This is a genomic window from Streptomyces sp. V2I9 (genome assembly GCF_030817475.1).
Taxonomy (GTDB): domain Bacteria; phylum Actinomycetota; class Actinomycetes; order Streptomycetales; family Streptomycetaceae; genus Streptomyces.
Window position 1 is genome coordinate 4,531,065 of sequence record NZ_JAUSZJ010000002.1, and the last position, 24,128, is coordinate 4,555,192.

General features: G+C 69.7%; 24 protein-coding genes and 2 pseudogenes. 16 read left to right on the forward strand and 10 right to left on the reverse strand.

The genetic code is table 11. From position 1 onward, the window contains the following. Positions 1 to 11 precede the first annotated feature (11 nt). On the reverse strand, positions 12 to 1,679 hold the full coding sequence (locus QFZ71_RS20090) for a fumarate hydratase (protein ID WP_307669570.1): 1,668 nt from the start codon (positions 1,677 to 1,679) through the stop codon (positions 12 to 14). A gap of 217 nt (positions 1,680 to 1,896) precedes the next feature. On the opposite strand from QFZ71_RS20090, the gene QFZ71_RS20095 reads away from it, so the two are divergent. After that, positions 1,897 to 2,592, forward strand: a complete 696-nt coding sequence (locus QFZ71_RS20095) for a DUF1707 domain-containing protein (RefSeq protein WP_307669571.1) — start codon at positions 1,897 to 1,899, stop codon at positions 2,590 to 2,592. Positions 2,593 to 2,757: 165 nt separating this feature from the next. Further along, positions 2,758 to 3,129: a WhiB family transcriptional regulator gene (locus QFZ71_RS20100; protein ID WP_307669572.1), complete on the forward strand. Its 372-nt coding sequence runs from the start codon at positions 2,758 to 2,760 to the stop codon at positions 3,127 to 3,129. A gap of 142 nt (positions 3,130 to 3,271) precedes the next feature. Here QFZ71_RS20100 and glpX read toward each other — a convergent pair whose 3' ends face one another. Next, positions 3,272 to 4,303: a class II fructose-bisphosphatase gene (gene glpX, locus QFZ71_RS20105; RefSeq protein ID WP_307669573.1), complete on the reverse strand. Its 1,032-nt coding sequence runs from the start codon at positions 4,301 to 4,303 to the stop codon at positions 3,272 to 3,274. A 225-nt stretch (positions 4,304 to 4,528) separates the two neighbouring features. Here glpX and QFZ71_RS20110 point away from each other — a divergent pair, with 225 nt between their 5' ends. After that, positions 4,529 to 5,032, forward strand: a complete 504-nt coding sequence (locus QFZ71_RS20110; protein WP_307671525.1) for a DUF4245 domain-containing protein — start codon at positions 4,529 to 4,531, stop codon at positions 5,030 to 5,032. A 79-nt stretch (positions 5,033 to 5,111) separates the two neighbouring features. Here QFZ71_RS20110 and QFZ71_RS20115 read toward each other — a convergent pair whose 3' ends face one another. The 4 genes from QFZ71_RS20115 to QFZ71_RS20130 all read right to left on the reverse strand — a co-directional run bounded on the left by QFZ71_RS20115 (position 5,112) and on the right by QFZ71_RS20130 (position 9,486). Continuing rightward, positions 5,112 to 5,702 carry a malonic semialdehyde reductase gene (locus QFZ71_RS20115; protein WP_307669574.1) on the reverse strand — a complete coding sequence of 197 codons (591 nt, stop codon included), beginning with the start codon at positions 5,700 to 5,702 and terminating at the stop codon, positions 5,112 to 5,114. Positions 5,703 to 5,981: 279 nt separating this feature from the next. Continuing rightward, a complete protein-coding gene (locus QFZ71_RS20120) occupies positions 5,982 to 6,227 on the reverse strand; it encodes an exodeoxyribonuclease VII small subunit (protein WP_307669575.1) in 246 nt (81 codons plus the stop codon). 194 nt (positions 6,228 to 6,421) lie between these two features. Continuing rightward, positions 6,422 to 7,633: an exodeoxyribonuclease VII large subunit gene (gene xseA / locus QFZ71_RS20125; protein WP_307669576.1), complete on the reverse strand. Its 1,212-nt coding sequence runs from the start codon at positions 7,631 to 7,633 to the stop codon at positions 6,422 to 6,424. 302 nt (positions 7,634 to 7,935) lie between these two features. Continuing rightward, complete coding sequence (locus tag QFZ71_RS20130; protein WP_373465131.1) at positions 7,936 to 9,486, reverse strand: APC family permease; 1,551 nt, start codon at positions 9,484 to 9,486, stop codon at positions 7,936 to 7,938. Between the two features lie 93 nt (positions 9,487 to 9,579). Here QFZ71_RS20130 and QFZ71_RS20135 point away from each other — a divergent pair, with 93 nt between their 5' ends. Both QFZ71_RS20135 and ppgK read left to right on the forward strand, forming a co-directional pair. Then, positions 9,580 to 10,569, forward strand: coding sequence for a 4-hydroxy-3-methylbut-2-enyl diphosphate reductase (locus QFZ71_RS20135; RefSeq protein ID WP_307669577.1), 990 nt, complete (start codon positions 9,580 to 9,582; stop codon positions 10,567 to 10,569). A gap of 61 nt (positions 10,570 to 10,630) precedes the next feature. After that, positions 10,631 to 11,380: a polyphosphate--glucose phosphotransferase gene (gene ppgK, locus QFZ71_RS20140; protein WP_307669578.1), complete on the forward strand. Its 750-nt coding sequence runs from the start codon at positions 10,631 to 10,633 to the stop codon at positions 11,378 to 11,380. 190 nt (positions 11,381 to 11,570) lie between these two features. On the opposite strand, the gene QFZ71_RS20145 is transcribed toward ppgK, so the two are convergent. Next, the gene (locus QFZ71_RS20145) at positions 11,571 to 12,140 is read right to left on the reverse strand and encodes a DUF6542 domain-containing protein (protein WP_307671527.1); all 570 of its coding nucleotides are present in this window, start codon (positions 12,138 to 12,140) and stop codon (positions 11,571 to 11,573) included. 592 nt (positions 12,141 to 12,732) lie between these two features. Between QFZ71_RS20145 and ychF the strand changes: the two genes are divergently transcribed. The 6 genes and pseudogenes from ychF (at position 12,733) to QFZ71_RS20170 (ending at position 16,327) form a co-directional block, all read left to right on the forward strand. Continuing rightward, entirely contained in the window at positions 12,733 to 13,821 is a 1,089-nt protein-coding gene (gene ychF, locus QFZ71_RS20150; RefSeq protein WP_307669579.1) for a redox-regulated ATPase YchF, read from the forward strand. 270 nt (positions 13,822 to 14,091) lie between these two features. Continuing rightward, complete coding sequence (locus QFZ71_RS20155; RefSeq protein WP_307669580.1) at positions 14,092 to 14,235, forward strand: hypothetical protein; 144 nt, start codon at positions 14,092 to 14,094, stop codon at positions 14,233 to 14,235. Positions 14,236 to 14,327: 92 nt separating this feature from the next. Continuing rightward, positions 14,328 to 14,420, forward strand: a pseudogene (locus QFZ71_RS30480) (type II toxin-antitoxin system VapB family antitoxin); the annotation flags it as partial. A gap of 52 nt (positions 14,421 to 14,472) precedes the next feature. Beyond that, positions 14,473 to 14,631, forward strand: a complete 159-nt coding sequence (locus QFZ71_RS30485) for a hypothetical protein (RefSeq protein WP_373465132.1) — start codon at positions 14,473 to 14,475, stop codon at positions 14,629 to 14,631. Beyond that, positions 14,582 to 14,998 (forward strand): PIN domain nuclease, encoded by a 417-nt coding sequence (locus tag QFZ71_RS20165; protein WP_307669582.1) that lies wholly within the window; start codon positions 14,582 to 14,584, stop codon positions 14,996 to 14,998. Before QFZ71_RS30485 ends, QFZ71_RS20165 begins: the two co-directional genes overlap by 50 nt. A 312-nt stretch (positions 14,999 to 15,310) precedes the next feature. Beyond that, positions 15,311 to 16,327, forward strand: a complete 1,017-nt coding sequence (locus QFZ71_RS20170; protein ID WP_307669583.1) for a hypothetical protein — start codon at positions 15,311 to 15,313, stop codon at positions 16,325 to 16,327. 521 nt (positions 16,328 to 16,848) lie between these two features. Here QFZ71_RS20170 and QFZ71_RS20175 read toward each other — a convergent pair. Next, on the reverse strand, positions 16,849 to 18,072 hold the full coding sequence (locus QFZ71_RS20175) for a CdaR family transcriptional regulator (RefSeq protein WP_307669584.1): 1,224 nt from the start codon (positions 18,070 to 18,072) through the stop codon (positions 16,849 to 16,851). A gap of 228 nt (positions 18,073 to 18,300) precedes the next feature. On the opposite strand from QFZ71_RS20175, the gene QFZ71_RS20180 reads away from it, so the two are divergent. Then, positions 18,301 to 19,179, forward strand: a complete 879-nt coding sequence (locus QFZ71_RS20180; protein WP_307669585.1) for an alpha/beta fold hydrolase — start codon at positions 18,301 to 18,303, stop codon at positions 19,177 to 19,179. Between the two features lie 76 nt (positions 19,180 to 19,255). Here QFZ71_RS20180 and QFZ71_RS20185 read toward each other — a convergent pair whose 3' ends face one another. After that, the gene (locus QFZ71_RS20185) at positions 19,256 to 19,747 is read right to left on the reverse strand and encodes a MarR family winged helix-turn-helix transcriptional regulator (protein WP_307669586.1); all 492 of its coding nucleotides are present in this window, start codon (positions 19,745 to 19,747) and stop codon (positions 19,256 to 19,258) included. A gap of 120 nt (positions 19,748 to 19,867) precedes the next feature. On the opposite strand from QFZ71_RS20185, the gene QFZ71_RS20190 reads away from it, so the two are divergent. Beyond that, positions 19,868 to 21,517 (forward strand): DHA2 family efflux MFS transporter permease subunit, encoded by a 1,650-nt coding sequence (locus tag QFZ71_RS20190; RefSeq protein WP_307669587.1) that lies wholly within the window; start codon positions 19,868 to 19,870, stop codon positions 21,515 to 21,517. A gap of 103 nt (positions 21,518 to 21,620) precedes the next feature. On the opposite strand, the gene QFZ71_RS20195 is transcribed toward QFZ71_RS20190, so the two are convergent. Then, on the reverse strand, positions 21,621 to 22,073 hold the full coding sequence (locus tag QFZ71_RS20195; RefSeq protein WP_307669588.1) for a carboxymuconolactone decarboxylase family protein: 453 nt from the start codon (positions 22,071 to 22,073) through the stop codon (positions 21,621 to 21,623). 194 nt (positions 22,074 to 22,267) lie between these two features. On the opposite strand from QFZ71_RS20195, the gene QFZ71_RS20200 reads away from it, so the two are divergent. From QFZ71_RS20200 to QFZ71_RS20210, 3 genes and pseudogenes are all read left to right on the forward strand, one after another. Continuing rightward, complete coding sequence (locus tag QFZ71_RS20200) at positions 22,268 to 23,170, forward strand: DUF3626 domain-containing protein (protein ID WP_307669589.1); 903 nt, start codon at positions 22,268 to 22,270, stop codon at positions 23,168 to 23,170. Between the two features lie 39 nt (positions 23,171 to 23,209). Further along, positions 23,210 to 23,533, forward strand: a pseudogene (locus tag QFZ71_RS20205) (transposase); the annotation flags it as partial. A gap of 109 nt (positions 23,534 to 23,642) precedes the next feature. Next, on the forward strand, positions 23,643 to 24,080 hold the full coding sequence (locus tag QFZ71_RS20210; protein ID WP_307669590.1) for an NfeD family protein: 438 nt from the start codon (positions 23,643 to 23,645) through the stop codon (positions 24,078 to 24,080). Positions 24,081 to 24,128 lie beyond the last annotated feature (48 nt).

A 24,128-nucleotide genomic window follows, 5' to 3' on the forward strand; every position in this document is an offset into this window, starting at 1 on the left:
ACGGGTACGGGTCAGGCGAGGCCCGGCCCCCGTACCGGAATGCTGGTGAACGTCGGTGCCGGAGCCGGCTCGGTGAAGAAGTCGTTGCCCTTGTCGTCGACGACGATGAACGCGGGGAAGTCCTCGACCTCGATCTTCCAGACCGCTTCCATGCCGAGCTCCTCGTACTCGACGACCTCGACCTTCTTGATGCAGTCCTGCGCGAGGCGGGCCGCCGGGCCGCCGATCGAGCCGAGGTAGAAGCCGCCGTGCGCGTCGCAGGCGTCGGTGACCTGCTTGCTGCGGTTGCCCTTGGCGAGCATCACCTTCGAGCCGCCCGCCGCCTGGAACTGCTCCACGTACGAGTCCATCCGGCCGGCCGTCGTCGGACCGAACGAACCGGAGGCGTACCCCTCGGGCGTCTTCGCCGGGCCCGCGTAGTACACCGGGTGGTCCTTCAGGTACTGCGGCATCTCCTCGCCGGCGTCCAGCCGCTCCTTGATCTTGGCGTGCGCGATGTCGCGGGCAACGACCAGCGGGCCGGTCAGGGAGAGCCGGGTCTTGACCGGGTACTTGGTCAGCTCGGCCAGCACCTCGTCCATCGGCCGGTTGAGGTCGATCTCCACGACCTCCCCGGACTCGTCCAGGTGCGCGTCGGTGGTGTCCGGGAGGAAACGGGCCGGGTCCTTCTCCAGCTGCTCCAGGAAGACGCCCTCGGCGGTGATCTTCGCGGTGGCCTGGCGGTCCGCCGAGCAGGAGACGGCGATGGCGACGGGCAGCGAGGCGCCGTGCCGGGGCAGACGCACCACGCGCACGTCGTGGCAGAAGTACTTGCCGCCGAACTGCGCACCGATCCCGATCTTCTGCGTCAGCTCGAAGACCTTCTGCTCCAGCTCCTTGTCCCGGAAGCCGTGCCCGGTGGGGGAGCCCTCGGCGGGCAGCTCGTCCAGGTAGTGCGCGGAGGCGTACTTCGCGGTCTTCAGCGCGAACTCCGCCGACGTGCCGCCGACCACGATCGCCAGGTGGTACGGCGGACAGGCCGCGGTGCCCAGCGAACGGATCTTCTCCTCCAGGAACGTCATCATGGAGGTCTCGTTCAGGACGGCCTTCGTCTCCTGGTAGAGGAACGACTTGTTGGCCGAGCCGCCGCCCTTCGCCATGAAGAGGAACTTGTACGCGCCGCCGTCGGTGGCGTACAGCTCGATCTGGGCCGGGAGGTTGGAGCCGGTGTTCTTCTCGTCCCACATGGTCAGCGGGGCCATCTGCGAGTAGCGCAGGTTGAGCTTGGTGTACGCGTCGTAGATCCCGTGCGACAGGGCCTCCTCGTCACCGCCCTCGGTCAGCACGTTCTGCCCGCGCTTGCCCATGACGATCGCCGTGCCGGTGTCCTGGCACATCGGCAGCACGCCCGCGGCGGCGATGTTCGCGTTCTTCAGGAGGTCCAGCGCGACGAACTTGTCGTTGGAGGACGCCTCCGGGTCGTCGATGATCCGCCGCAGCTGCGCCAGGTGGGCCGGGCGCAGATAGTGCGAGATGTCGTGCATCGCCTCGGCGGCGAGCGTGCGCAGCGCCTCCGGCTCGACCTTGAGGAACGTACGCCCGTCGGCCTCGAAGGTGGAGACACCCTCGGCGGTCACCAGACGGTACGGCGTGGTGTCCTCCCCCAGGGGGAGCAGATCGGAGTACGCAAACTCTGCCATGACGGCCATTCCTCACTCGGCGACAGCGGCTGACCTCCCTCGGGCAGCGCGTCCACCAGGGTAGAACGCCGCACGCGGGAGCATCCTGTGAGGTAAGGCTCACCTGGACGGGCGCCGGATCCGCGGGCTCCGGGCGGTCGCCCGGACCCGTGGCTCGGACGGGGGCGCGCCGATCGAGGGGTAGTCGCGATCTATCGCGTTTGGGTACGCTGGGCTGGTGGACCTAGAGAAGCAGCCTCAGCAGCCCCACGCCCCGGCCGCCCCGCCGCCCGCCGAAGCCCCGGCGGGCGATGGCCTGCGCGCCTCCGACGCCGATCGTGACCGGATCGCGGACATCCTGCGCGAGGCGGTGGCCGAGGGTCGCCTGACGGCCGACGAGCACGCCGAGCGGGTGGACCTGGTCTACCGGGCCAAGACCGTCGGCGAACTCCAGCCGCTGGTCAGGGACCTGCCCGCCTCCCACGACGCCCCCGCCCGCCCGGATGCGCAGCAGCCGTACACCTACGGCCCCGCGGGCTCCGACGGACCGGCGGAGAACCTGGTCGCGGTCTTCAGCGGCGCCTCCCGCAAGGGGCGTTGGCGGGTCGGCGGCCGGACGAACGCCTTCTCGCTCTTCGGCAGTGTCGAGATCGATCTGACCGAGGCGCTTTTCGGCCAACGACTCACCGTCATCAATGCGACGTCCATCTTCGGCAGTGTCGATGTGAGGGTGCCGGAGAACATTTCCCTCCGCGGCAACGGCACCGGTGTTTTCGGCACGTTCGACGTGCAGACCCTCGAATCGGCGGACCCGGAAGCGCCGGTCGTCGTGGTCAACGGCTATTCCCTGTTCGGGTCCGTCGAGGCGCGGCCGAAGCGCGGCAAGTTCGTCGCGGACCTTCAGCACCGGCTGCGCAAACATCTCGGCCACTGAACGAGAGGCGGCGGACACCCTTCGGTAATCAGCCAGAATGCCGCGAGGGCGCATGACGGTGCGTCGTACACCGGTGCCACTCAGTGCATAGGCGTACGCACGGCGGGTAGGGAGTGCTGCATCGACTCTCGTTCGCGAAGCCGTAGCCGTCGTCAGGAGTAGACCGTGCTGCAACCGCCGCATCAGCCCCTGCAGGTCGCCGCCGTTCCGGCCCAGCGGACCCCCGCTCGGGAGGACGATGCGGGCCCCTGGCATTCGGACGCGGCGTGTCGCAGCGACGAGGCCGGCCTGTTCTTCGCCCCCTCCAAGGAGCCGACCGCCGCGCGGCTGGCCCGCGAGGAGGCCGCCAAGCGGGTCTGCGCCCGGTGCCCGGTCATGGTGGAGTGCCGGGAGCACGCGCTGGTGCAGCCCGAGCCGTACGGGGTCTGGGGCGGGCTCACCGCCGCGGAGCGCCGGGTGGCGCTGGCCCGGCGGCGACGGCGCGACATCGAGCTGACCACCGCGGCGACGGCCGAGCGCATAGCCGCGGCGGGCTGAACGGCACGGCGCGGCGGTACGGGCGTGCGGGAGGGGGGTGCGGGAGCGCTTGGCCGCTCCCGCACCCCCCTCCCGCACGCCCGTCACCGCGCCCACTGCTGGGCGCGGTGACGGACCGCGGTGTCGAACTCCGGTGTCGGATCTACTGCGCGCGGTCGAAGTCGATGGCGCTGTAGGCACGCAGCTTCGACAGCCGGTGGGTCGAGGAGATCGTCCGGATCGTGCCGGACTTCGACCGCATCACGATCGACTCGGTGGTCGCCGTCTCCGCGCGGTACCGCACACCGCGCATCAGCTCACCGTCCGTGATCCCCGTCGCCACGAAGAACACGTTGTCGCCGCTGACCAGGTCGTCGGTGGACAGCACCCGGTCCAGGTCGTGGCCCGCGTCGAGCGCCTTCTGCCGCTCCGCCTCGTCCTTGGGCCAGAGCTTGCCCTGGATGACGCCGCCGAGGCACTTTATGGCGCAGGCCGAGATGATGCCTTCGGGCGTTCCGCCGATGCCCATCAGCAGATCGACGCCGGTGCCCTCGCGGGCGGCCATGATCGAGCCCGCGACGTCGCCGTCCGAGATGAACTTGATCCGCGCGCCGGTCTCCCGGATCTCCTTGACGATGCCCTCGTGCCGGGGGCGGTCCAGGATGACGACGGTGACGTCCTCGGGCGTGGAGTTCTTCGCCCTGGCCACGCGCCGGATGTTCACCGCCACGGGGGCGTCGATGTCGACGAAGTCCGCCGCCTCGGGACCCGTGACCAGCTTGTCCATGTAGAAGACCGCCGACGGGTCGAACATCGCACCGCGGTCGGCCGCCGCCAGCACGGCGATGGCGTTGGGCATGCCCTTGGCGTTGAGCGTGGTGCCGTCGATCGGGTCGACCGCGATGTCGACCTCGGCGCCGGTGCCGTCGCCGACCCGTTCGCCGTTGAACAGCATCGGGGCCTCGTCCTTCTCGCCCTCTCCGATGACGACGACGCCGTTCATCGAGACGGTCGAGACGAGGGTGCGCATGGCCTTCACGGCGGCGCCGTCGGCGCCGATCTTGTCGCCGCGGCCCACCCAGCGCCCGGCCGCCATGGCGGCGGCCTCGGTGACCCGGACCAGCTCCAGGGCCAGGTTGCGGTCCGGGGCCTCCGGGGAGACCTCCAGTTGGGACGGCAGATGATGCTCGGACATCGGAGCGCACCTTTCTGTACGGCGACGACCGGATATGAGGGTGCTGTGACTCTATCGGTAGGTCGATAAAATGAGCAGGGCGGGTCACGCATGAGCGCTCGTGCGTCGCGCCGTGCGCCCGGAGTCCGCCGCGGCCGGGGACCGGCACCCTGCGGCCGGGCGTGTCCGGCCCCGTGCCACCATGGTGGCGTGGCAAGCAAGCGAGGCAAGCAGACGGTCCGGGACATGTTCCTGTCGACTTTGGTGATCGCCGCCTGCGCGGGGGTCATGTATCTCTTCATCCCGAAGGGCGAGCACGCCGACCCGGTCAAGGCGGTCGACTTCACCGTGGAGCTGGCGACGGTACGTACCGCCGCGCCCTATCCGGTGGCCGCGCCGGAGGGGCTGCCGGGGAAGTGGAAGGCGACCTCCGTCCGGTACGAGGAGGCCGCGGACAAGTCCTGGCACCTCGGTTTCCTCGACCCGGACCGCAAGTACGTCGCGGTCGAGCAGTCCACCGCCGCCGCGCGCACGTACGTCCCCGAGGTCAGCCAGAAGGCGGAGGACACCGGGCGGACCGAGACGGTGGGCGGCAAGGAGTGGCAGGTCTGGGAGGGGGAGAAGTACAACGCCCTCGTCCTGCCGGGGAAGGGCCACACCACGGTGGTGACCGGCTCGGCTCCGAAGGAGAGCCTGGTCGAGATGGCCGAGGCCCTGAAGACGACGCCGCCCGCGGCCCCGGCGGGCTGACGCACGGCCGCGCCGCATCCGCGTACGGGAAGACCCCGGAACACCAGGTGTTCCGGGGTCTTCCCGTACGCGGGGGGCCTCAGACGGTCGTGACGACCTCGTCGTAGGAGAGGCGGGGGCTGCGCGGGAACCACGCGTCCTCGCCCGGCTTGCCGATGTTGACCACCATCAGCGGGGTGTGGTCGCCGTCCAGGAACTCCTTCTGGATGCCCGCGGCGTCGAACCCGGTCATCGGGCCGGCGGCCAGACCGGCGGCGCGGACGCCGATGATGAAGTAGGCGGCCTGCAGCGCGGCGTTGAGGCCGGCGACCGACTCGCGGACCGGACGCTCCGAGAAGAACACGTCCTTGGCCTGCGGGAAGTGCGGGAACAACGCCGGGAGCTCCTCGTGGAACTCGTTGTCGGCGGCCAGGATCGCGACCAGCGGGGCCTTCGCGGTCTTCGGGCGGTTGCCCTCGGACATGTGCTGCACCAGACGCTCGCGACCCTCGGCGGAACGGACCAGGACGACGCGCAGCGGCGACTGGTTGAAGGCGGTGGGGCCGAACTTGACGAGGTCGTAGATCGCCTGCACCTGCTCGTCGGTCACCGGCTCGTCGGTGAACGTGTTGGCGGTGCGGGCCTCGCGGAAGAGGAGGTCCTGGGCGGCGGCGTCGAGAACGAGGGACATGGGGTGCTGACCTTCCGATGTGCACAGTGGGGGAGAAGGTCCGAAGGTACGCCTGAAGTAGGTTAACTTTCAACTAAAGCGAGGGGTGAGTGATCCATTGCACAGGTATTCACCCGACCCCGGAGCCCGACCGCCCCCCGGCCGTACGAGGACCGGGCGCGGGCCCACGGCGGCACCGATCTCCGAGACCCCCGTGGCACGATCTCCGAGACCCCCGTGGCACCGATTCGCCGACGCCTGCGAGCCCGCAGCGCCGACCGCCGACGCCTGCGGCCCGGCTCAGCCCTCGTCGGCGTCCTGCGGGCGGGCGAGGACCGCGTCCAGCCGGGCCCGGGCGCCCTCCAGCCAGTGGCGGCAGACCTTCGCCAGCTCCTCGCCCCGCTCCCACAGGGCCAGCGACTCCTCCAAGGTCGTGCCGCCCGCCTCCAGCCGGCGCACGACCTCGATGAGCTCGTCGCGCGCCTGCTCGTACCCGAGCGTGCCCGTGGCGGCGGGGCTCGCCTCCGTACCGTCGTCGTCCGTCATGTGATCCACCCTAAGTGTGTGCTGCCAGGTCATCGGGGGCGCTGGGGGAGCTCCCCGGGTACGTCATCGCGGGCACCGGCCCGGTAGGTCGTCGCGCGCACCGGTCCGGTGCGTGGTCGGGCCCCTGCCCCGGTACGGCGTGACGGTCACCGGTCCGGAACGGCGGGACGGAGCATCGCCCGCCGCCCGCCGGTTCATCCGTCCACCCGTACGGTGAAGTCGCCCTCCGCCACCCGTGCCCGCAGGGGTTCACCGGGCGCACCGGCCTCGTCGGGGGAGCGCACCACGTGCCCGTCGGGCCGCTGGAGCACCGCGTACCCGCGCTCCAGCGTGGCGGCGGGGGACAGCGAGACGACCCGCGCGAGCGTGTGCGCCAGCTCGGAATCGGCACGGTCCAGGAGGTGGCCCAGCACCCGGCGGCTGCGCCCGAGGAGCGCGTCCACCTCGGCCTCGCGCTCGTCCACCAGACGCTGGGGCCGCTCCATCGCCGGCCGGCCCAGCGCGTGCGCGAGCCCCCGCTCCTCGCGGTCCAGCACCCCTCGTACGGTCCGCAGTGCCCGGTCCCGCAACTGCTGCACCCGCTCCAACTCCTCGCCCACATCGGGGACGACCTTCTTGGCCGCGTCCGTGGGTGTGGAGGCGCGCAGATCGGCGACCAGGTCCAGCAGGGGCGAGTCGGGCTCGTGGCCGATCGCGGAGACCACCGGCGTACGGCAGGCGGCCACGGTCCGGACCAGCTGCTCGTCGGAGAACGGCAGCAGGTCCTCGACGCTGCCGCCGCCGCGGGCGACCACGATCACGTCGACCTCGGGCAGCGCGTCCAGCTCCTCGACCGCCTGCACGACCTGGGCGACCGCGTTCACCCCCTGGACGGCGGTGTTGCGGACCTCGAAGCGGACGGCGGGCCACCGGCGGCGGGCGTTCTCCAGGACGTCGCGCTCGGCGGCGGAGGCCCGCCCGCAGACCAGGCCGATGAGCTGCGGCAGGAAGGGGAGCGGCTTCTTCCGGTCCAGCGCGAAGAGCCCTTCGGAGGCGAGCGACTTCTTCAGCTGCTCCAGCCGCACCAGCAACTCGCCGATCCCGACCGGCCGTATGTCGGTGGCCCGCAGCGACAGCTGGCCGCGGGGCGCGTACCACTCGGGCTTGGCGAGCACGACGACGCGCGCGCCCTCGCTCACCACGTCGGCGATCCGGTCGAAGACCTGCCGGAAACAGGTCACGCTCACCGAGATGTCGTGCGACGGGTCGCGCAACGTCAGGAAGACGACACCGGCTCCGGGCCGCCGCGACAACTGGGTGATCTGCCCCTCCACCCAGATGGCGCCCAGCCGGTCGATCCACCCCCCGATGAGCCGGGAGACCTCACCGACGGGCAGCGGCGCTTCCGCGGACGTGTTGAGAGCCATACGGGCGAGCGTATCGGCACCCACCGACAGGCCCCCCGCCCCGCGCCCGGACAGGCCCCGCCGCGCCCGGAGGCACGGGACACGGGCCGGGCCCGGAGGCGTGGGACAAGCCCGGAGGCGCGGGCGGGGGAACGCCCGGCGGCGCGGCGGTACGGGACGCGGGCCGGGCGTACGGCGCGCGGGCCGGGCGTACGCCGCACGCTCGCCGCACGCCCTGGGGGTCTCACCCCCGCGGCGTCGCGCCGCCGCACGCCCTTTCGGGAGCTCACCTCTCCGTGCCGCGCACACCCGCCTCGGGAACCTCACCCCTCCGTGCCGCGCACACCCCCCGGATCCCCCGGACCCGGACCCCCCGGACCTCCCGGCGGACCCTCCGCCCCGCCCCGGCGTCCCGTCCCCTGTACCGCCAGCACCACGAGCCCCACGCCGAGCCAGCAGAGGCCCACCACCTGGGAGGTCGTCGTCGCCTCGACGATGACCGCGACGAGGACGCCCGCGCCGACCACCGGCACGAGGACGTGCCGCCACCACACGGGCGGCCCCGCCATCCGGCGCACGGCGAACCAGCCGACCACCGACGCGTGCAGCAGGATGAACGCCGTCAGCGCGCCGATGTCCACCACCGAGACCAGGTGGTCCAGGCCGTCGTCGCGGCGGGCCGCCCACACGGCGGCCACCAGCGTCACGACCGCCGCGCCCAGGATCGCCACCCGCGGCACGCCCGAGGTCGGGCTGACCTTCGCGAGCAGGGACGGCAGCCGCCGCTCACGGGCCATCGCGAAGACGAGCCGGCCGGCGGCGGCCTGCCCCGCCAGCGCGGCGAAGGCGGCGCCGATCGCCTTGCTGACCGCCACCAGATCGTGCAGCCAGGTCCCCACCGAGGCGTCCACCGCGTCGTAGAACGCCGACCCCTGCGCCGCCGGGTCCGCCGCCAGCTCCGCCGAGCTGACCGGTTCCAGGAGGGCCGCCAGGTACGACTGCGCCACGAACAGGGTGCCGGCCAGCACCAGGCAGAACAGCACCGCCCGCGCCACCTTCTGCGAACCGCCCGTCACCTCCTCGGCGAACGAGGCGATGGCGTCGAAACCGAGGTACGACAGCACGGCGATCGACACGGCCCCCAGCACGGCGGCCATGGAGAACCCGGTGTCCCCGGTCAGCGGCGACAGCCAGTCGCGCTGCGCCCCGTCCCGGACGAGGACGACGACGGCCGAGACCACGAAGACCAGCAGCACGACGATCTCCATGGCCAGCACCGCGAAGCCGACACGGGCGGCGGCCCGCACGCCCCACAGGTTGAGCAGGGTCGTCACGAGTACCGCGAGGGCGGTCCACACCCAGCGCGAGACCTCCGGGACCAGGGCGTTCATCGCGATGCCGGAGAAGAGGTAGGCGACGGCGGGGATGAGGAGGTAGTCGAGCATGGCCATCCACCCGGCGATGAACCCCGGCCCTTCCCCGAGACCCTTGCGGGCATACGTGAAGACCGAACCGGCGAAGGGGGCGACGCGCACCATCTGGGCGTAGCTGAAGGCCGTGAAGCCCATGACGACCGTGGCCACCACGTAGACGAGCGCGACCGCTCCGTCGGACTTCGCGTCGAGGGTGCCGAACACGCCGACGGGGGCCATCGGGGCGATGAAGAGGAGACCGTAGACGACCAGGTCCCGGAATCCGAGCGTCCGCCGCAGCCCGCCCTGCGCGACACCGCTCCCGGAGCCGCTCCCGGAGCCCGGCCCCGAACCGCCTTCCGGCGGCCCCCCGCCCGTACCTCCGTTCGCTCCACCCCCCGTACCGCTTCCGGCCCCGCTCCCCGTACCGCTTCCCGAACCGCTCTCGGGCACCGACGTCATCGCCCCTCCATCACCATCCGCGAACAACTGCGCACACACCGCGACCAGTGTCCCGATCCGGCCGCCCGCGCGCCTGTTCGCCACGGCCTTACGATGGGACCCATGACTGCAACGCCTGCCCGCCGTGTCCTGCTCGCCGCTCCTCGTGGCTACTGCGCGGGCGTGGACCGCGCCGTGATCGCCGTCGAGAAGGCCCTGGAGCAGTACGGGGCCCCGATCTACGTCCGCCACGAGATCGTGCACAACAAGTACGTCGTGCAGACCCTGGAGAAGAAGGGCGCGATCTTCGTGGACGTCACCGCGGAGGTGCCCGAGGGCTCCATCGTGATGTTCTCCGCGCACGGAGTCGCGCCCACCGTCCACGCGGAGGCCGCCGAGCGCAAGCTGGCCACCATCGACGCGACCTGCCCCCTGGTCACCAAGGTCCACAAGGAGGCCGTCCGGTACGCCAAGGAGGACTACGACATCCTCCTGATCGGCCACGAAGGCCACGAGGAGGTCATCGGGACCTCCGGCGAGGCCCCCGACCACATCCAGCTGGTCGACGGCCCCGAGGACGTGGCGAACGTCGAGGTGCGCGACGAGTCGAAGGTCGTCTGGCTCTCCCAGACCACCCTGTCCGTCGACGAGACGATGGAGACGGTCGACGCCCTCAAGTCGAAGTTCCCCAACCTCCTCTCGCCGCCCAGCGACGACATCTGCTACGCCACGCAGAACCGCCAGATCGCGGTGAAGAAGCTGGCCGAGGACGCCGAGCTGGTCATCGTGGTCGGCTCCAAGAACTCCTCGAACTCCATCCGGATGGTCGAGGTCGCGCTCGACGCCGGGGCCCCCGCCGCCCACCTGGTCGACTTCGCGAGCGAGATCGACGAGGCCTGGCTGGAGGGCGTGACGACGGTCGGCCTGACCTCCGGGGCCTCGGTGCCGGACGTCCTGGTCGACGGTGTCCTGGAATGGCTCGCGGAGCGGGGCTACGCGGACGTGGAGACGGTGAAGACGGCCGACGAGTCGATCACCTTCTCCCTCCCCAAGGAGCTCCGCCGCGACCTCCGCGCCGAGGCCGCCGCCCTGTCCGCCGAATAGCGCCCGGCCTTTCCGCCGAGTAGTCGCGCACGGGGCCCGGCCTGCCCGTACGGTGGATGCCATGGAGATCTTCGGCGTGGACATCGGCGGATCCGGGATCAAGGGCGCCCCTGTGGACCTCGATCGCGGGGACCTGGCGCAGGAGCGCCACAAAGTGCTGACACCGCACCCGGCCACGCCCCAGGGCGTGGCCGACTGCGTGGCGGAGGTCGTGGGCCACTTCGACTGGTCGGGGCCGGTCGGCGTCACGTTCCCCGGGGTCGTCACCGACGGGATCACCCGTACCGCCGCCAATGTCGACAAGGGCTGGATCGACACCGACGCCCGCGCGCTGTTGGGCGATCGGATCGGTCAGCCGGTCACCATCCTGAACGACGCGGACGCGGCCGGGGTGGCCGAGATGACGTTCGGCGCGGGCAAGGGCCGCACGGGCACGGTCATCCTGCTGACGTTCGGTACGGGCATCGGCAGTGCGGTCTTCACCGATGGCGCGCTGGTGCCCAACACCGAGCTGGGCCACCTGGAGCTGCACGGCCACGAGGCGGAGAAGCACGCCTCGACGAAGGCCAAGGACGACGGGGACCTCAGCTGGCAGCACTGGGCGCACCGGGTCCAGAAGTACCTGCTCCACGTGGAGATGCTGTTCTCGCCGGAGCTGTTCATCATCGGCGGCGGCGTGAGCCGGAAGGCGGAGAAGTTCCTGCCGCTGATCGAGAAGGTCCGGGCCGAGATCGTCCCCGCCCAGCTGCAGAACAACGCGGGCATCGTGGGAGCGGCGATGGCGGCACGGGCGGCCCAGGCCACAAGCTGACGCGCGGCGCGACGCGGCCCAGAGCTGACGCGCACCGCGGACTCGGAGCCGACGCGCGGCGCGGCCCGAGAGCTGAGCGGATTCGTCACCCGCCGGTGAACGCTGTGCCGGGATGGGCGCGGCGTGCGGCCGCCTCGGGCAGGGCGTGCGGCCGCCTCGGGCAGTACGGGTCGTCCGCCGCGGACCCCGGTCAGGGACGCTGAGGCCGACGGATGGCCGCGGCCCCCGCACCGGCCCGTACGGGCTTGACGACCTCCACCGGGGGCGCGCCGGAGGCCGCGGACCGGGCGGCAGCCGCGGCGGCGGGCCGAGGAGAGCGCTCCGGCACCCCGGCACTCCGCTCCTGGGCCAGCACGTACTGCCGCCGGGCCCGCATCAGACGCACCTTGCGTACGGAGCTGATGAGCCCCGCGACGAGCGTGCCGCCGTACAGCCAGCCGGCGTGCACGGCGAGGGCGGTGACCAGGCCCATCAGCTGCCCGCCGAAGCCGTCGGACCCCCCGGAGATCGGGAGCACGCCGACGGCGAAGGCGATCGGCACGCTGATCGGGGCGGTGACCAGGTCCGCGGGGCGGACCCAGAGGGCCGTCAGCGCACTGACGGGGAGGAAGAGGAGCCCGTAGACGAACTCCGAACTGTCGAACAGCAGCCGGTCCAGACAGGCCAGCACGAACATGGTGAGGCAGGCGAACAGCCCGGCGCCGAGCCCGGTGAGCCGGGGGTTGGGAAAGCGGCGCAGCGCGAGCACCACGGGCGGCATGCTGCGCACCCGTACCCGGTAGACGGCGGAACTCTCACCGGGGGAACCACCCGGCGCGGGCGGTACGGGCGCGGGCTGCGGCGTCTGCCTGCGCTGCGGGGGACGTGTCCTGGGCTGCTCCACCTGACCAACGTAGGTCGCGGGGGGCGGTGAATCAGGCGCGGGACACGCGCTTTGACGGAGCTTGGCGTTGCGTTCGATGTCACACGGCCGAAAGCAGCCGTACACGGCCGGAAGTGGAGGCCGGACCGGACCGCACGGCTGTACGAGGCGGGGGGTGCCCCTGGGCGGCGCGAGCCGGCCCGTCACACGGGTCGCGCGCGAGGGGCAAGCGGTTCACACAACTCCCTCCGGCCCCGGAGACGCACGGACCGACCCACGGACCGACTCACGGACCGACCCACGGATCACACTGGCCCCACCTGGCGCCGGGGCCCCATGGGCCAGCCCCGCGAGCCGCCCTGTTCTGGCCCGGGGAGGCGGCCCGTAAACTGGAGAATCGGTCCACTCCGGGACCCGGCTGACCCGGCCGGAAAAGCCGGGCCGGACCCGGACGCCCCTGACCCCCTCCTCACTCCAGGAAGTCGCCAAAGTGTCGCTCACGATCGGAATCGTCGGTCTGCCGAATGTCGGCAAGTCGACCCTGTTCAACGCCCTGACCAAGAACGACGTGCTGGCGGCCAACTACCCGTTCGCCACGATCGAGCCGAACGTCGGCGTCGTCGGCGTCCCGGACCCGCGCCTGAACAAGCTCGCGGAGATCTTCAACTCGCAGCGGCTCCTCCCGGCGACGGTGGACTTCGTCGACATCGCCGGCATCGTCCGGGGCGCGTCGGAGGGCGAGGGACTGGGCAACAAGTTCCTGGCGAACATCCGCGAGTCCGACGCGATCTGCCAGGTCATCCGGGCCTTCAAGGACGAGAACGTCGTGCACGTCGACGGCAAGGTCTCGCCCAAGGACGACATCGAGACGATCAACACGGAACTGATCCTCGCCGACCTCCAGTCCGTCGAGAAGGCCGTCCCGCGCCTGACGAAGGAATCCCGCCTCCAGAAGGAGAAGGTCGCGGTGCTCGCCGCGGTCGAGGAGGCGCAGAAGATCCTGGAGTCCGGCCAGACGCTGTTCGCCGCGGGCATCACGGCGGGCACCGAGAAGGGCAGGCTCCTGCACGAGCTGCACCTGCTCACCACCAAGCCGTTCCTGTACGTGTTCAACGTCGACGAGGACGAGCTGGTCGACGAGGACTTCAAGAACGAGCAGCGCGCCCTGGTCGCCCCGGCCGAGGCGATCTTCCTGAACGCCAAGATCGAGTCCGAGCTGATCGAGCTGGACGACGAGGAGGCCCTCGAACTCCTCCAGTCCATGGGCCAGGAGGAGCCCGGCCTCGCCACCCTCGGCCGCGTCGGCTTCGAGACCCTGGGCCTTCAGACCTACCTGACGGCCGGCCCGAAGGAAGCCCGCGCCTGGACCATCAAGAAGGGCGCGACGGCCCCCGAGGCGGCCGGTGTGATCCACACCGACTTCCAGAAGGGCTTCATCAAGGCGGAGATCATCTCCTTCGACGACCTGGTCGAAACCGGCTCGGTGGCCGAGGCCCGCGCCAAGGGCAAGGCCCGCATGGAGGGCAAGGACTACGTCATGCAGGACGGGGACGTGGTGGAGTTCAGGTTCAATGTGTGACGGGTGACATAACACCACGTCGCTGATCTGGCAAACGTACAGGTCAGATGGGGTCCGACTCTTGGGGGTCGGGCCCTTTGTTTTTTCCCGTGCTGGGATGGTGCTGGGATAGCTGATCCCTCGTCACCTGTCGTCATCCCTGGTCATCCGTACCGTCGTGGGGCGTGGATGAGCTGGTGGTGCCAGGTTCCACTTCGATGAGTCCTAGCGGGGACCACGAGCCGGTAGTCGTGGAGTCTGACGCCCCTGGGCTCGTTTCTGCTGCTTCCCATGACTGCGGGGTGGTCGCTCTGGCAAGGCCGAGCCGGTTCGTTCGCCGAGTCCCGGATCAGGGAGTCCGCGCAGGGGCTCGTCCAGCGGTTGCTCGCCGATCCGAAGCTGACCAGCCCGCCCAGGTCGTGCTCCCGACTCTGATCGACGCACCTTCGATGTACTTCGACTTTTGATGCCATTTCTGAGGCCCAATTGATATTATCAGGGGGTGTCGAGCTGTGGAGGGACCGCCGATGGCCAGGACTGTGATCGATCTGGATGAGGAGATCGTTGAGCAGGCGGTGCGGGTTTACGGCGTGAAGACGAAGGCAGCCGCAGTGCGGGCAGCCATGGAGGAGGGGATGAGGCTGCGGCTGTGGCTGCGCCGGGAACTATTCGATGCCATGGGCGACGGTGAGTTCGATGATGTTTTCGTGGAGATTCGGTCGCAGACGAGGCCGCGGAATCCGGACGGCTCACTCAAGCGCGAAAACGGGGCTTCGGCGGGGTGAAAGGGCGCTACCTCATCGACAAGTCCGCGCTGGCCCGCCGGGGTAAACCGGCAGTGCGGGCGCGGCTTGATGCGCTGGACCGCGATGGATTCCTGGCAGTGTGCGCCCCGACAGAGTATGACGTTCTGTACTCGGCGGGAGGAAAGCTCGAGGCCCTGCGCCTGCGTACCTTGCTCCGTGGTTTCGACTACTTGCCCTGCAATGACGAGGCGTTCGAGCGGGCGCTCGCGATTCAGGCGCTGGCGGTGAACACCGCCTTTCACCGGGCGCTGTCGCTGGCCGATGTCCTCATCGCGGCAACCGCAGAACGGCACGGGGCCACGATTCTGCACTATGACGGCGACTTCGACATGATCGCCTCGGTGAGTGGGTCGCAAGCCGAGTGGGTCGTGGAGCACGGCACCGCCGACTGATGGGGAATGCCGCATGCCGTGTCGGTGCGTGCCTCGATGGGCGAGGGTGGGGTCGGTGCGCCATTGACCGGGTCATCGCGGATCTGCTCAACGACGTGTGCGGGTGGTGATGCGACATGCGAGTACCCGTACACCGTTGCTCGCAGCGGCGCGGCAGATTCTCCGGTTCGAGTCGCCTTGCATCTTGTCGTGAATCCCGTGCTGAGAATTATTCAGCATTTTCGCAGGCAGGACGGGTTGTTGCGGAATTCCACGTCGATGTGTGCCGATTTTCAATCTAGTATTTGGTGCGAAGGGATGAGGAGCTACTGAATGGCTAATGTTACCTTTCTGAGTCAGGCTGAACCAGTCGATGAGTATGGTCGTGCTCTTTATGCGGTATCGCGATCTATTCTGAGGGCCCACTTCGATGAGTTGTCGCAGGCGGATCTCGAAGATCTCAATTGTGATCGGGTGGATGTCACGTTTCGGCAGCTTGCTAAGCTCGCTCGCCTCCACCGCGACAAGGGATCGCGCGGAGATGGGTTTGAGTGGGCCGTTCACGAGGCGATTGTCGGGGGTGAGCCACGCGTTGTCGATCTGGTCAGCGAAGCACTCAGGAAGGTTAGCCCTAGGTCATTCGCCGATTTGGACAGGCCAACGTCCCTGATGTTCGGGCATGAGCGTGCACGCCATCTCGGCTTCACTGATGCTGTTGTCAACAACGCGAGTGGTGACGCGGTGTTGCTGCCTGACGGCTCAGGTCGTCCATTTGCCTTTGGATCCTGGGTGCCGATCGCTGCACGTGGCGTCGCTGCCGAGAGTCAGCTTCGGGAACGCATCAAGAAGGTGTGGAAGACTGATCTGTTCTTGAGTAGTGCCGAGAAGGCGCGGTTTGCTGCCGCTACTATCAAGAGTAATTGGCATCAACTTGAAGACGGTAAGGGACTCAGGGTGGCGATTGTCCCCCAGGCGATAGATCTCCCAGCGGGATACCAGAGATGGCAGAGCCTCCACTTGGTCGCGCTGCCAGACCCGGATGGTTTTATGGGTTTGTTTAACGATGCATACGAGGCGGTTGCCGAAGCAGTCCTGACTGTTGGTAGGCACGATCGGGCACCCTATTACTATAAGCCAAGCGCCAAGGCGCAGAGGATTCAAGTGCAACTGGAGAAGTATGGGAAAGTGAAAGTGGTCGACATTCTTGACTCCCTAAACGAAGCTGCGCAGCAGAACCTGATTTCCATCGATCGAAAGCTCATGTCGGTGGAAGCGCCTACGTGGCTCAATATCAATGAAAAGCGCACGCCTGTCATCGCGCCGAGACCGTCGTTCGAAAAGCTGGATTGATCTCACAAAGGTGCTGCCAGTCCTTTATCTGAGGGAAGCTGAACCTCTCGTGACGGGCTTGGGCGCCGGGGCATTCGCGAGCGGTCGATTTCTGACTTCAAGGTTGGGCGGGTGCTTCTTGCTTCCGGGTCCATCGAGGGGTACTTGCTGCTCAATGTATGGGGCCGTCGCAGGAAGGTGCATCACGCCATGCGGCCGCCCCCTCGACGTAAGGACTTATCCCTCAAATGATGGGAGCCGGAACTCTCTCAAGGGGTGGGAGCCGGAACGGTGGCACGCAAGTTGCGTGGGAGTGCATGAGGGGTGACCGGCCTGTGTGGCGCCGCGATTATAACGCCCATACTGGGATGGCTTCTGCAGAATCAGCGTTTCCAAGGCGGGATTCCTGCACTGCAGATTCCGCTTCAACGCCTAGCAGACACTTTGCCGCGGGCCTTCTGGCTATCTGAAAGCCGCTCGGCAGGGTTCGGTTCTTCGGAGTCGAGGGTTCGCCTATTGTGCGCCGCCGTCCGCTTTCGGATTCATTCAGGGAGAGGGAGGAATACGACCTCCCGGTTATTGTCCGGCAGCAGGCGCAGGGCCGTCAGTGCTGCTCCGATCTCCATGACGGCCTGTGGGTCCTGGAGTGAGCGCCCCGTGAGTTCTTCGATGTGCCGCAGGCGGTAGCGCACCGTGTTGGGGTGGACGTACAGGTCGCGGCTCGTCTCGCGGGCCGAGCCGTGGGCCTCGAACCATGCTTCCAGGGTCCGCAGCAGCCGTACGCGGTCCTGTTCCTGGAGTTCGAGCAGGGGCCCGAGCGTGTTCCGCACCATCCGCGCCGCCTCCGCAGGGGCGGCCGCCACCAGCATCGTCAGCGGATGGTCGTCATAGCGGGCCACGCCCGGCGGGCGGTTTCTGAGGCCCGCCAGTGCCAGGCGGGCGAAGTGCAGTCCTTGGGGCGTGTCGCGCAGGGATGCGTAGGGGGGACTGATGCCGACGTGGGCCGGGTGCGCGCGGAACACGGAGATGGCGGCCTCCTCCGTCTGCCCCGAGGGCAGGGCGACCACGCCGATCTGCTCGTCCGGCAGCAGGCGCCAGGCGGAGGCGATATGCGCCGCCCGGAGGGTGGACTCGACGGCGGGCAGCGCCTCCCGGCCCGGTGCGGACACCGCGGCGGCCACGACGACGAACGGCCCGGTCGCGGGGAGTCCCAGGGTGCGCGCGGTTTCGCCGAGGCGTGCGTGGTCGGCGATCAGGCCGGTGAACAGCGCCTCGACCAGCACGGACCGTTCGTGTTCCCGTTGCAGCATCAGCTCGGAAGAGGTCTCGCGGTACGCGCTCGCCACCGCGACGGAGTACTCGCCGGCCAACCGCCACACCTCGGCGGCCAGGGAGACCAGCATGGCGTCGGTGACCTCCGTGTGCCGGCCGGCCTCCTCCACCAGCTCGGACCACAGGAACTCGAAACCGATGCGGTACGCATGCAGGGTCTCGGCCAGGGGCACCCCCTGCTCGGCCCTCAGGCGCCCGGTCTCCGTCGGCGGGCCGACATCGACCGGATCGGTGGTCGTGAAGTGCTGGAGCATGAGCCGGAGATTCCGGGTGCACGACGTACGGATCGACGCGAAGGAGATCTGCTTCTCGTTGCCGTACGACTCGATGTCCGACCTCATCCGCAGGGCGAGACGATTCCCCAGGTCAGGCGTCCTGGTGAGGAGCGCGGAAGCCACCTCGACGACTCCGGGGGGCGGAAGCGAACGAGCCATTTCCCGAGCCTAACGCCGTAGGCCGGTTGTGCCCGCGCACAAAGCGGGCCGGGAGACGTTGTCCGCCGCCCCATGGGATCGGGCGGCCGGAGGCCCGACGATGGCCTGGTCGTCAACGGCATGGTGGCGGGTGGCCGGCCTGCCCGGCCTCGTGGCGGTCCTCCGCGATGCGGCCGCACCCCGTCGCCCGCACCGCCGATACACCGGACAGACCCGCCAGGAGCAGCCATGTTCACCTTCCCCAGCACCGACGGCCTCACCATCCACGTCCGCCGCTGGCTTCCCGCCGCGCCGCCGCGCGCCGTCGTGCAGATCGCCCACGGCATGGGGGAGCACGGCGCCCGCTACGAACCGCTCGCGCGGGCGCTCGTGGCGCACGGGTACGCCGTGTACGCCGACGACCACCGCGGTCACGGGCTCACGATGCGTCCCGGCCGCCCCGGCGAACTCGGTGAGGACGGCTGGAACCTCCTGGTCGAGGACCTTGCCGCGCTCACCCGCATCATCCGCGAGCAGCACCCGGCTGTGCCCGTGGTCCTGCTCGGCCACAGTCTCGGCTCCTTCGCCGCGCAGCAGTACCTTCTGGACCACGCCGACCTCGTCGACGCCGTGGCACTGTGCGGCACCACCGCAGTGGATCGCCTCTTCGCCTTCCTCGCCGAAGCCGGCGGTGACGTCATGGGCGCCTTCAACGCCGCCTTCCAGCCGGCGCGCACGGAGGCGGACTGGCTGAGCCGCGACGAGGCCCAGGTGGACGCGTACATCGCGGATCCGCTGTGCGGCTTCACCCTCGACGGTCCGTCGATGGCCGGTCTCGCCGCCGCCGCGGTCACCCGCCTCGCCGAGCCGAAGGGAATCCCGGCCGAGCTGCCGCTCCACGTACTGGTCGGGGGCGACGACCCCCTCAACCAGCGCCTGACGCTCAGCGACCTCCTCGTCGAGCGCTACCGTGCGACGGGACTGACCCGTCTGACCCACCGGGCCTACCAGGGAGCCCGGCACGAGCTGTTCAACGAGACCAACCGTGACGAGGTGGTCGCGGACCTGATCACCTGGCTCGACACCGTCACGAGTACCGGTACCGGTACCGGTACCGTCACCGGCTGATCCGGGCCGCCGGCCGCGCTCCGAGCCGCGTCGCCGGAGCCGTCGCCCGCACGGCACCGGTGGTCGGATCGCGCCGCTACGCGTCCTGGTTCACGTGGGCGAGATGGGTGTCCATGGCAGCGCACATCTCTTCCAGCAAGGCCCTGAACTGGTCGAGGACCGCGGGCGGGTAGCGGCCGACGGCGGCGTCCATGGGCGCCGCGAGCGGATGGAAGAACGCGTCGGCCCGCTCATGGATGTGCGGGCTGCTGCGCAGGGTGACGACGCGCCGGTCGCTGTGCTCGCGGCTGCGGACGATGTGCCCGGCGCTTTCGAGCCGGTTGAGCAGCGACGTCGTGGCGCCCGAGGAGAGCAGGATGCGCTTGCTGAGGCGGGCCGGGGAGATCGGGGCGCCCTGCTCCTCGGCCGCGATGATCTCCAGCAGTGCGGTCGCGTCCGTGGCGTACAGACCGAGATGGGCGGCGAAGCTGCGGCTGAGTTCGGCGTAGCGCCCGCCGTAGACCCGCAGGGCTTCCACCAGCAGCTCGCGCCGCGCCGCAGCATCCTCCGACGTCGGTTCCTCCGTCACCCGTGGCCGTCCTTCCCCTGCGCGAACATCGCCTGACCCGCACCCGCAGATCGCTTTTGACAATCTACCCACCCTCTCATTACCTTCATGGTGGAATTACTTCATCATGGAGGTATTGGCATGCGGGACGCGGTGGCCACCAAACGGTGGCTCGGACTGATCGCCATCGCCCTGGGCGTGGCGCTGATCGTCGTGGACACGACGATCGTCAACGTGATCACGCCATCGGTCGTCGAGGACCTGGGCGTCAACTCCTCGCAGGCGCAGTGGATCCAGGAGTCGTACGCGATCGTCTTCGCCGCGCTGCTGCTGCTCACCGGCCGGCTCTCCGACATGCTCGGCGCCCGCCGGGTCTTCACCTGGGGCGTCGTCGTCTTCGGCGCCACCAGCGTGCTCGCCGGGCTGGCGCCGAACGGCGGGCTCCTGATCCTGGCCCGCTTCCTCCAGGGCGCGGGCGCGGCGATGATCCTGCCGACCTCTCTGGCCCTGCTGAAGGCCAACTTCACCGGCAAGGCCCGCGGTCAGGCGTTCGCCGTCTGGGGTTCGACCATCGGAGCGGCCGCCGCACTCGGCCCGCTGCTCGGCGGCTGGCTGTCCGAGCACGTCTCCTGGCGCTGGGCATTCGGCATCAACGTGCCGCTGTCCGTGCTGGTCGCGTTCGGTGTGGTCCGCTACCTGGCCCGATCGCCCCGGACCGAGGGGCGCATCGACGTGGTCGGCGCCGTCCTCTCCGTCGTCGGGCTCGGCCTGCTCGCCTTCGGGCTCGTCGAGGGCCGCATCTACGGCTGGGTGGCCACCGTCCACCCGCTCGACCTCCCCGGCTTCACCTGGGGCGGCGGGCCTTCGCCCGTCCTGGTCGCGCTGATCCTCGCCGGTCTCGCGCTGGGCCTGTTCGTACGCCGCCAGGCGAAGCTGACGCGGGGCGGCGACGCGTCCAGGGCGATGATGGACGTGCGGCTGTTCTCCATCACCTCGTTCCGCAACGGCAACATCGCCACCCTGATCATCGGCGTCGGGGAGTTCGGCATCGTCGCGGTACTCCCGCTGTGGCTGCAGTTCACCCTCGGTTACAGCGCGCTGCAGGCCGGGCTCGCCCTGGTGCCGGTGGCCATCGGCAGCTTCGTCGCCAGCGGGGCCAGCTTCGGAATGGCGGCCAAGGTCTCGCCGCTGATCCAGCTGCGCATGGGCCTCGCGCTCGAAGTCGTCGGCCTGGCCGGAATCGCCCGGGTGGCCGCCCCGGACACCTCCTGGTGGGCCGTCTCGGCGATGCTCTTCCTGTACGGCATCGGCGTCGGCTTCGCCACGGCCCAGGTCACCAACGTGGTCCTCGCCGACATCCCGGACGACAGCAGTGGGCAGGGCTCCGGCATCCAGAGCGCGTTCCGCCAGCTCGGCTCCGCGCTCGGCATCGCCGCGCTCACCACGGTGTTCTTCACGACCCTCAGTTCCCGGCTGCACGACAGCCTGGTCTCCTCCGGTCTGTCGGGAGCCGCCGCCGACAAGTTCAGCCACGCCGTCACCGACAGCGCGGGTGCGGCGATCGGCCCGCTGGCCGGGAACCCGCAGACCGTCCCGGTCGCCGACGCCGCCCGTTCGGCGATGTCCGACGGTGTCGCCATCGGCGGTTACGTGGCGGCGGGGTTCGTGGTTCTGGGCCTGCTCGCCTCCCTGCTCATTCCCGCCATGCCGCCCCGGGCGCAGGCCGCTGCCGGGGAGGACGAAGAAGGGGAGGAGGCCGAGCCGGAGGTCGAGCCGGCCCCGCGCCACTGACGGCTGCCCCTGGCCGGACAGCCGGACGGCCGCCCCCGCCGGACGGCTGCCCCCCGCCGGGCGGCCGGGGTGGCGGCGCTGGGGGCAGCGGTGAGGCAGGCGGTTACGCGGTACCGGGTGTCTTGCGCGTGGTGACGTTCATCCGGTTCCACGCGTTGACGGTGAAGACGAGCGCGACGAGCTGGGCGAGCTCCTTCTCCTCGAAGTGCTCCGCCGCCCGCTCGTACACCGCGTCCGAGACACCCGCGGGCAGCAGGGTCACGGCCTCGGTCAGCGCGAGGGCCGCCCGCTCCCTCTCGGTGAACAGGCTCGACTCCTCCCACGCGGAGAGCTGGTAGATCCGCTGCTCCGACTCCCCGGCCTTGCGGGCGTCGGCGGCGTGGTAATCGATGCAGTACGTGCAGCGGTTGACCTGCGACGCACGGATCTGCACCAACTCGATCAGGGCGGGGTCGAGCCCTTCACGAGCGGCTGCGTCGAGGGCGAGAACCGCCGTGAACACGCGGGGGGAGACGGCGGAGAAATTCATGCGCTGAGGTACCTGGAACGTGGTCATGCAAGGACCGTAGGCCGGGAAGCGACCGGGGTCGGGGTGCATTCCCGCAGTGAAATAGTGGGTCAATTGTTGCGCCGGGGTGGCCTCGGAGAGCGTCTCGATCGGTGATCGATCCCTGCTCCCATCACGTGGGAACGGGACGGCGGCGGACAATCCGCGTGCACCGGGTGCTCAGGATGGGGAACACTGCGCCGATGAGCTCTGCAGCCTCCCGGACAGCGCGGGAACGGGCACTTCGGCATGTCGCGGAACGGGCGTCGGGCCCGCCGATGGACCCGGCGTTGCGGGTGACCCTCAACTTCCACCCGGACCGTCTGCTGCACGGCACGCCGATCCTGGAGGCTATGGCCGAGGGCGGCGTCTACCACTCGCAGTTCGTCACGGGGACCAGCAACGGCGGCCTGACCGCCCATCCGGGTGGCGACCGGTGGCGCTGGGAGAGCCGGATCTTCGGCGGTGCGTACGACGAAGCGACCGCTCATGAGCGGCCCGTCTACGGGGCGTTGAACTTCCGCCGCAAGCCGGTCGGCGGGGCGCCGCGGTTCGGCTCGGCTTATTTCCGGCTGACGGCCGAGACGCTGACGCGGAGCACGTTCTGTTACCCGGACAGCTTCCTTGAACCATCGGATTTCGGTGTCGCGGCCCGGATGGGGCTCATCGAGCTTGCCTGCGCCGATCAGCAGGACGAGCTCGACGACTACATCGAGGCGCAGGTGCACGGGTCGGTCCAGCTGCGATGCGATGTGGAGGCGCTGGTGCTGGACCCCTGCTACCAGGACACGGCAGTCGGGGAGGCGGCTCTGCGGCTTGGCTGCCCGGTGGAGTGGCACCCCGGCTTCCGACTCTGCGTCGAAGAACTCCGACGTCACCCTGACTACCGCGGCCAGGAGTACGTCGACCTGGGCACGCGGATCGCGGTCGACGGCATGCTCGACCCTCGGATCATCGGAGACTCCGCACGTGCCGGCCTCCATGACCCCCAGGCGGTCAAGAAGGTGTGGCACTACCTGGCGCGATTCGGGGCCCCTCGGAAGGCCGCGGACGGATCGGTGGCTCCGGCACCGATGGAGGGGGCCGTACTCGATGGCCTTCGTTGAGGGGCTGGTGCCAGAGGTTCCGGGAATGCGTTCCGGGCCGTGCGGCCGCAGATCCCCACGAGACCGCAAGGCGGGGGCCGTCGGACGTGCGACGATCGAACGGTTCTCGCCGCGATCATCTCCGCCGTCACGCCAGGGTGCACCCGGCGGCAGATGCCGCCGGTTTTCGACGCCTCACGACAGACAGTCCACCGCCGCTCCTCCGAGTGGACTGCGCCACGGGTGTGGGCGAAGCTCCACCCCCTGGTGCGGGACGAGCTCGGTGCCCGCGGGGAGCTGACAGGACCGAATCCTGTCGATCGTGGCAAGAGAGGCTCGAAGACCCACTTGATCACAGAACGGCCGGGTCTGCCTGTCTCTGTACGGAGGCAGGGGCTACGGTCATTCGGCAGTTAATCGGACGGAATGGGTGGTTCCGGGCGGGGGTCGGCGGGTAGGAGTCGGGAGAGATCCCCTTGGGGAGGCTGATTCGATGCCGTGGTTCGCCTGGTTGCTGGCCGCGGCGGCGCTCGGAGTCGCGGAGTTCTTCACGCTCACCCTGGTCTTCGGGCTGCTGGCCGGCGCGGCGCTGGTGGCCGCCGTCGTGGCCGGTGTGGGCGTCGGACTGCTCGGGCAGCTCATCGCGCTCGGGTTGGCGGCGGTGGCGGGGCTCGCCCTCGTACGGCCCGTCGCCCTGCGGCAGATCGCCCAGGCGCCGCTGACCGTCGAGGGCAGCGACGCGCTGATCGGCAAGCGGGCCGAAGTCGTGCAGGAGGTCACCGCGACACATGGGCTGATCAAGCTCTCCGGTGAGGAATGGTCCGCCCGCGCCTTCGACGAAGCTCAGGTGATTCCCGTGGGCGCCCTGGTGGACGTCATGGAGATCGACGGCGCGACAGCCGTGGTGTACCCCCGCGAGCTTTTCCCCTGACCCTTGATTGATCCCTGATCCCTGATCCCTGATCCCTGATCCCTGATC